The organism is Sphingomonas sp. (assembly GCF_036677245.1).
GTDB lineage: Bacteria > Pseudomonadota > Alphaproteobacteria > Sphingomonadales > Sphingomonadaceae > Allosphingosinicella.
Genome location: NZ_JAKFCG010000037.1, coordinates 1 through 7124, shown reverse-complemented (window position 1 = coordinate 7124; position 7124 = coordinate 1). Strand labels below are relative to the sequence as shown.

The window sequence follows — 7124 nt, the reverse complement described above, 5'->3', positions numbered from 1 at the left end:
ATCGGCCGCTTCGGCTTCTCGCTGCCGATGGACGAGACCGAAGCGCATGTGCTGATCGATCTTTCGGGTCGGCCTTATGCGGTGTTCGAAGGCGAGTTCGCGGCGAGCCACATCGGCGCCTATCCCACCGAGATGACGCGCCACATCTTCCGCTCGTTCGCCGACAGCCTCGGCGCGGCGGTGCATGTCCGCGTCACCGGCGAGAACGATCATCACAAGACCGAAGCCTGCTTCAAGGCGTTCGGCCGCGCGTTGCGCCAGGCGGTCAGGCGCGAAGGCGGCGACGCCGTGCCCAGCACCAAGGGGGTGTTGTGAAACTGGCCATCGTCGACGTCGGCTGCGGCAATATCGGCTCGGTCGGTATCGCCTTCGAGCGGCTCGGCCTGCAGCCTTTGATCACCGCCGACCGGTCCGAGATCGCGTCTGCTGACCGCGTCGTCCTGCCCGGCGTCGGCGCCGCCGGCTTCGCGATGGAGCAGATCGAGGCGCTCGGCCTCAAGGATGTGCTGACATCGCTCGAGCAGCCGGTGCTCGGCATCTGCCTCGGCATGCAATTGCTGTTCGAGCGGTCCGACGAGGAGGATGTCCGCTGCCTCGGCATCATCCCGGGCGAGGTCCGCAAGCTCGTGCCCGATCGGACGATGCCGGTGCCGCACATGGGCTGGAGCCGGCTCACGGTCGCCGACCCGAGCCTGGGCCTGCGCGACGGCGACTATGTCTATTTCGCGCACAGCTATGCCTGCGACGATGGCCCGCACAGCATCGCGACCGCGCAATATGGCCGGGCCATTCCTGCCGCGGTCAAGCGCGGCAATTACCACGGCGCCCAGTTCCACCCCGAGCGCAGCGGCGAAGCCGGCGCGCGTTTCCTTGAAAGCTTCCTCGCCGCATGATCCTTTATCCCGCCATGGACCTGATGGACGGCCGCTGCGTGCGTCTCGCGCAGGGGCGTTTCGACGACGCGACCATCTATTCGGCCGATCCTGCCGAAGCCTTGGCCGGCTTCGCCGCGGCCGGTGCCGAGTGGACCCATGTCGTCGACCTCGACGGCGCCCGCGCCGGTGCACCCCGCCAGCACGATCTGATCGCCGGCCTTGCCGCCGGCGCAGCGCAGAAGCTCCAGGTCGCGGGTGGCTTTCGCGACTTTGCCCAGATCGCGCGGATGCTCGACGCCGGCGTCGGCCGGGTCGTGATCGGCAGCCTTGCGGTCAAGCAGCCCGATCTCGTCCGGCGATTCCTCGCCGAATTCGGCGGTGACGCGATCACGCTCGCGCTCGACGTCAACATCGTCGCGGGCGTGCCGATGGTCGCGACCGCCGGCTGGACCGAAAGCTCCACCCGCAGCCTGTGGGACGTCGCCGCCGAATATCCCGAGGCGCGCCACCTGCTCGTCACCGACATCAGCCGCGACGGGATGATGAACGGGCCCAACGTCGAACTTCTCGAGCAAGCCGTCGAGCGGCTGCCGCATCTCGCGGTGCAGGCGTCCGGCGGGATATCGAGCATCGAGGATCTGCGCGGCCTGCCGACCGACGGCGCGATCATCGGCAAGGCCTTGTGGGAAGGTCGTTTCAGGCTCGAAGAGGCGCTCGAAGTTGCCGGCGCGTAGGATCATTCCGTGCCTCGACGTGCGCGACGGCAGAGTCGTCAAGGGCATCCAGTTCCGCGATCACCGTGACGTCGGCGACATCGTCGACCATGCGCTGCGCTACCGCGAGGAGGGCGCCGACGAGCTCGTCTTCTACGACATTACGGCGAGCGCCGAAGGGCGCAGCCTCGATCTCGACTGGGTCCGCCGCATCGCGCGCGTGATCGACATCCCGTTCGCCGTCGCCGGCGGGGTGCGCACCCGCGACCAGGCCGCGGCCTGCCTGGACAGCGGCGCCGACAAGGTTTCGATCAATTCGCCCGCGATTGAGCGCCCGCAGCTGATCGAGGAGCTGGCGCGTGACTTCGGCAGCCAGTGCATCGTGCTTGGCGTCGACAGCTTCGAGGACAATGGCGACTATTTCGTCAAGCAATATACCGGCAGCGTCGAGAAGACCCGCGACACCGGGCTTCGCACGCTCGACTGGGTGGTCGAGGCGACCGGCCGCGGCGCGGGTGAGATCGTGCTCAACTGCATGCGCCGCGACGGAGTCCGCACCGGCTACGACATCGCCCACACGTCGGCCGTGCGCGCGGTGGTCGACGTGCCGGTGATCGCGTCCGGCGGCGCCGGCGCCGCCGAGCATTTTCGCGATGCGTTCCTCGAGGCCGACGCGAGCGGTGCGCTCGCCGCCACGGTCTTCCACGATCGATTGCTCTCCATCCCCACACTCAAGGAGTATCTCCGCTCATGCGGGATCGAAATGCGCCCCTAGGCGAGGGGGATGTCGCCGCACTCGACTGGGCGAAGATGGACGGCCTGCTTCCGGCGGTCGTGCAGGATCATCGCACGCTGCAATTGCTGATGCTCGGCTATATGAACGAGGAGGCCTTGCGCCAATCGCTGGCGAGCGGCCTCGTGACGTTCTACAGCCGCTCGAAGGGGCGGCTGTGGACCAAGGGCGAGACCAGCGGCAACCATCTCAAGCTCCAGCGCATCTTCGTCGATTGCGACGGCGATGCGTTGCTGGTGATGGCCGAGCCTGTGGGGCCGACCTGCCATCTCGGCACCGAAAGCTGTTTCACGGCCGAGGGTGCCTCGGGCGTCGGGTGGCTCGCGCGGCTGGCGACGATCGTCCACGATCGCGCCGGCGCCGATCCCGAAAGCAGCTACACCGCACGCCTGCTCGCCAAGGGGCCGACCCGTATCGCCCAGAAGATCGGCGAGGAGGGCGTTGAAGTCGCCCTCGCCGGCGCGACCGGCGATCGCGACGGGTGCATCTCCGAGACCGCCGACCTCGTCTATCATCTGACCGTGCTGATGGAGGCGCGGGGCTTTGGCTGGGAGGACGTCGCGGCGCTGCTCAAGGAGCGGCACAAGTAAGCAAAGCGTCGGCGAGCAGGAGGACTCAGGCCTTCTCCAGCAGCTCGATCGCTTCTTCGAACAAGCTTGCCGTTGCCGCCGCGACGATCCGGCCGTCGCTAAGGTCGGTCCCGCCGCGCCAATTGCCGACGAAGCCGCCGGCGCCGCGGATCACCGGCACCAACGCGTTGTAATCATAGGGCTTGAGTCCGGCTTCCACCACCAGGTCGATCGACCCGGCCGCGAGCCGGGCATAGGCATAGCCATCGTGCCCAAAGCGGATCGTCCGCACCGCCGCGCGCAAGCGCTCGAAGCGCTCGGCGTCGCTGCCGACGAAGAGATAGGGATCGGTCGTCGAGAGCCGCGCCTCGCCAAGCGTTCGGCGCCCGCTCACGGCGATCGGACGCTCGCCCTCGGCATCGGCCAGCATCGCGCTGTCGCCGTCGCCATAATAGGTTTCGCCGAGCCGCGGTGCGTCGATCACGCCGAGCACCGGCTCGCCGTCGCGCAGCAAGGCGATCAACGTCACCCAGCTTGGCATGCCGCAGACGAACGAGCGCGTGCCGTCGATCGGATCGAGGCTCCAGCCATAGCGGCCGGCCGCCGGCTTCTCGCCCATCTCCTCGCCGGCGATGCCATGATCGGGAAAGCGCGCTTCGATCAGGGCGCGCATCGCCCGCTCGGCGCCGATGTCCGCCTCGGTGACGGGGTCGAACGCGCCCGCTGCCGCCTTATTCTCTGCCGCGCCGGCGCTTCGCCAGCGTGTCAAGGTCTCGGCGCGCGCAGCTTGGGCCAGCGATCGGGCAAAGGCGGCGAATGTCCTTGTATCGTCCGACATGTCGCCCTGGCTCAGGCCTGCACCGACAGCGGATATGCGGTGGTCGATTTCACCCGCTCCATGGCGAAGCGGGAGGTGACGTTCTTGAGCGGAACCTCCTCGATCAGCCTGCGGTAGAAAGCGTCATAGGCCGCCATGTCCCCGACCGCGATGCGCAGCAGGTAATCGACGTCGCCGGCCATGCGATAGACCTCCATCACCTCGGGCATCTGCGAAACGGCGGTGGCGAAGCCGGTGATCCACTCGGCCGAATGGTCGCCGGTCTCGATCTCTACGAACACAGTGAGGCCGAGGCCGATCGAATCCGGGTTGAGCAAGGCGACGCGCCTCTCGATCACCCCCGCTTCCTCGAGCCGCTGGATGCGCCGCCAGGCGGGGGTCTGCGAGAGGTTCACACGGCTGGCGATTTCGGCGACCGACAGCGACGCGTCCTCCTGCAGGATCGAGAGGATTTTCCGGTCGGTATTATCCATCTGTGGGCATGCCCCGAAATAGCAAATTCTTCTAATTTGTCATAGCAGCGCGGTCGGAACATGCAATCTCGTCGGCGCTGGTTGATTCCGCGTAAAACAGGGATATTTATCCGGTTCCCCAGCATCCTATTGGCATGAGCGCGGCGCGGCGCGATTGCAGGAAATCGGGATGCTGGCGCAAGAACTTTCTCAAAACAGCGATTTTCGAAAGGCGATCCTTCGATGTCCGTACCCAAGGCAGCCGTGAAGCGTCCGCCGCTCCCGGTTGTGCTGCACGCCAATCACGTGCTCGACGGCGACGTCATCGTCTGGACCGGCAGCGAATGGTCGCTCGACCCCCAGGCCGCGCTCGTCGCCGAGAATGACGAGCAGGCGCTTCAGCTCGAGGCGGTGCGCGATGCGAGCCAGGCGAGCGGTGAGGTGATCGAGCCCTATCTCGTCACGGTGCGTCGCGATGAGGATGGTCTGTTCGTGCCGGTCCACTATCGCGAGCGGCTTCGCACTTTGGGGCCCAGCGTAAGGCTCGATCTCGGCAAGCAGGCCGATTTGATGGGGGCAAGATAATGTATCGCTACGATGAGTTCGACGAATTGCTGGTGCGCGAGCGTGTCGAGCAGTTCCGCGACCAGGTGCAGCGCCGCCTCGACGGCTCGCTCACCGAGGATGAGTTCAAGCTGCTGCGGCAGATGAACGGCGTCTACCTCCAGCTCCACGCCTATATGTTGCGGGTCGCCATTCCCTATGGCACCTTGTCGTCGCGGCAGATGCGTCAGCTGGCCTTGATCGCCGAGCGCCACGATCGCGGCTACGGCCATTTCACGACGCGCCAGAACATCCAGTATAATTGGCCCAAGCTGCGCGAGCTTCCCGACATCTTCGAATTGCTCGCCGACGTCGAGATGCACGGCATCCAGACCTCCGGCAATTGCATCCGCAACATCAGCGCCGACCACCTCGCCGGTGTCGCCGCCGACGAGGTCGAGGATCCGCGCCCGACCGCGGAGCTGCTGCGCCAATGGTCGACGCTCCATCCCGAATTCAGCTTCCTGCCGCGCAAGTTCAAGATCGCGGTGATCGCGACCGCGGAGGACCGCGCGGCGATCAAGGTGCACGACATCGGCATCCGCATCCTGCGCCACCCCGAAACGGGCGAGGCCGGCTACCAGATCTTGGTCGGTGGCGGCATGGGCCGCACGCCGATGATCGGCAAGGTGATCCGCGACTTCCTGCCGAAGCAGGATCTGCTCGCGTTCGTCGAAGCGGTGCTGCGCGTCTATAATCTCGAAGGCCGCCGCGACAATCCGTACAAGGCGCGGGTCAAGATCCTCGTCCACGAGCTGGGTTTCGATGCCTTCAAGGCCAGGGTCGAAGAGGAATATGCCAAGCTCGACGGCCCGACGATCAACGCCGACCCGGTCGAGGTCGAGCGGATCGCCGCTTATTTCGCGCCGCCGGCCTATGAAGCGCTTCCCGCCACCTCGGAGAGCTTCGAGCGGCACAAGCAGGAAGATCCGGCTTTCGCGGCCTTCGCCGAGACCAACCTCGGGGCGCACCGCATGCCCGGCTACACTGCGCTCACCATCTCGTTGAAGCCGATCGGCAAGCCGACCGGCGACGCCAGCGCCGATCAGATGCGGGTCGTGGCCGATCTCGCCGATCGCTTCTCGTTCAGCGAGATCCGTGTCACCCATTATCAGAATCTGGTGCTTCCCTATGTGAAGCTCGATGACGTCTATGCGCTCTGGCAGGAGCTCAAGGCCGCCGATCTCGCGATTGCCAACGTCGGCCTGATCACGGACATCATTTCCTGCCCGGGGCTCGATTATTGCAAGCTTGCCACCGCGCGTTCGATCCCGATCGCTGAGGCCATCGCAGTGCGCTTCGCCGATGAGGAGCGGCAGCGGCTGATCGGCGAGCTCGGCATCAAGATCTCCGGCTGCATCAACGCCTGCGGTCACCATCATGTCGGCAACATCGGCATCCTCGGGCTCGAGAAGGGCGGCGTCGAGAATTACCAGGTCACGCTCGGCGGCGATGCCACCGAGAATGCGTCGCTCGGCGAGCGGCTTGGGCCCGGCATCGACGGTGACAAGGTGCCCGATGCGATCGAGAAATTGGTCGACGTCTATCTCGCCCAGCGCCAGGAAAACGAGACCTTCATCGAGGTCGTGCGGCGCATCGGCCATGATCCGTTCAAGGCTGCTTTCAATGAAGTCGTGGAAGGAGCCGCTCGTGCCGCTGCTTGATCGGAATGGCTGGAAGATCGACGAGTTCGCGCGTTACGACGCGTTCTTCGACGCGCCGGCGATCATCGTCCCGCCCGAGACGCTGGATGCGGCGCTGGCCGAGCGCCTGCCGCAGCAGCGCATCGGCGTCGAGATTCCGAACACCTTCCGCCCGGAGCTGCTTGCCCCAGTGCAGGACCAGCTCTCGCTGGTGATCGTCCAATTCCCGGCTTTCTCCGACGGCCGCGGCTTCAGCATCGGCCGCATGCTGCGCGAGCAGGGCTATACCGGCACGCTTCGCGCCAACGGCCGGCTGGTGCCCGACGAATTCGCATTCGCGCGCGCCTGCGGTTTCGACGAAGTCGAGATGAGCGAAGAGCATGCCGCGCGCATGCCCGTCGAGCAGTGGCTTGCCGCGGCCGCGGCCTTCAGCATCTCCTATCACAATGGGCCGGACGCCGGCGCGTCGATCTTCGCGCGCCGCCGGCAACGGCGGAGCGAGGCGGCATGAGCAGCCCGGCGGCGATCGATCGGATCGGCGGCGCGACGCCGCTCGAGCGGCTGCAGTCGCTGCGCGAGCATGTCGCGGGCCGGATCGTCTTCACGACCAGCTTCGGGATCGAGGATCAGGCGATCGC

General features: G+C 66.2%; 9 protein-coding genes and 1 pseudogene. 8 read left to right on the top strand and 2 right to left on the bottom strand.

The window, feature by feature from the left end:
- From V6M48_RS03585 to hisIE, 5 genes and pseudogenes are all read left to right on the top strand, one after another.
- Positions 1–315, top strand: a pseudogene (locus V6M48_RS03585) (imidazoleglycerol-phosphate dehydratase); the annotation flags it as partial.
- Positions 312–893 carry an imidazole glycerol phosphate synthase subunit HisH gene (hisH, locus tag V6M48_RS03580; RefSeq protein ID WP_332811153.1) on the top strand — a complete coding sequence of 194 codons (582 nt, stop codon included), beginning with the start codon at positions 312–314 and terminating at the stop codon, positions 891–893. The pseudogene V6M48_RS03585 and the gene hisH, both read left to right, overlap by 4 nt.
- The gene (locus V6M48_RS03575; protein WP_332811152.1) at positions 890–1609 is read left to right on the top strand and encodes a 1-(5-phosphoribosyl)-5-[(5-phosphoribosylamino)methylideneamino] imidazole-4-carboxamide isomerase; all 720 of its coding nucleotides are present in this window, start codon (positions 890–892) and stop codon (positions 1607–1609) included. Before hisH ends, V6M48_RS03575 begins: the two co-directional genes overlap by 4 nt.
- Positions 1596–2363 carry an imidazole glycerol phosphate synthase subunit HisF gene (gene hisF / locus V6M48_RS03570; RefSeq protein WP_332811151.1) on the top strand — a complete coding sequence of 256 codons (768 nt, stop codon included), beginning with the start codon at positions 1596–1598 and terminating at the stop codon, positions 2361–2363. Before V6M48_RS03575 ends, hisF begins: the two co-directional genes overlap by 14 nt.
- Positions 2339–2971: a bifunctional phosphoribosyl-AMP cyclohydrolase/phosphoribosyl-ATP diphosphatase HisIE gene (gene hisIE / locus V6M48_RS03565; protein ID WP_332811150.1), complete on the top strand. Its 633-nt coding sequence runs from the start codon at positions 2339–2341 to the stop codon at positions 2969–2971. Before hisF ends, hisIE begins: the two co-directional genes overlap by 25 nt.
- Before the next feature lie 25 nt (positions 2972–2996).
- On the opposite strand, the gene V6M48_RS03560 is transcribed toward hisIE, so the two are convergent.
- Together V6M48_RS03560 and V6M48_RS03555 are read right to left on the bottom strand one after the other, a co-directional pair.
- Positions 2997–3788 carry an inositol monophosphatase family protein gene (locus V6M48_RS03560; RefSeq protein ID WP_332811149.1) on the bottom strand — a complete coding sequence of 264 codons (792 nt, stop codon included), beginning with the start codon at positions 3786–3788 and terminating at the stop codon, positions 2997–2999.
- 11 nt (positions 3789–3799) lie between these two features.
- Positions 3800–4261 carry an Lrp/AsnC family transcriptional regulator gene (locus V6M48_RS03555; protein ID WP_332811148.1) on the bottom strand — a complete coding sequence of 154 codons (462 nt, stop codon included), beginning with the start codon at positions 4259–4261 and terminating at the stop codon, positions 3800–3802.
- Positions 4262–4483: 222 nt separating this feature from the next.
- Here V6M48_RS03555 and V6M48_RS03550 point away from each other — a divergent pair, with 222 nt between their 5' ends.
- The 3 genes from V6M48_RS03550 to V6M48_RS03540 are packed head-to-tail and all read left to right on the top strand — an operon-like array spanning position 4484 to position 6997.
- Entirely contained in the window at positions 4484–4825 is a 342-nt protein-coding gene (locus V6M48_RS03550) for a DUF2849 domain-containing protein (RefSeq protein ID WP_332811147.1), read from the top strand.
- Positions 4825–6507 (top strand): nitrite/sulfite reductase, encoded by a 1683-nt coding sequence (locus tag V6M48_RS03545; protein WP_332811146.1) that lies wholly within the window; start codon positions 4825–4827, stop codon positions 6505–6507. Before V6M48_RS03550 ends, V6M48_RS03545 begins: the two co-directional genes overlap by 1 nt.
- Positions 6470–6997 carry a DUF934 domain-containing protein gene (locus tag V6M48_RS03540; protein WP_332811145.1) on the top strand — a complete coding sequence of 176 codons (528 nt, stop codon included), beginning with the start codon at positions 6470–6472 and terminating at the stop codon, positions 6995–6997. The genes V6M48_RS03545 and V6M48_RS03540 overlap by 38 nt, the downstream gene beginning before the upstream one ends.
- The last annotated feature ends 127 nt before the right edge of the window (positions 6998–7124 follow it).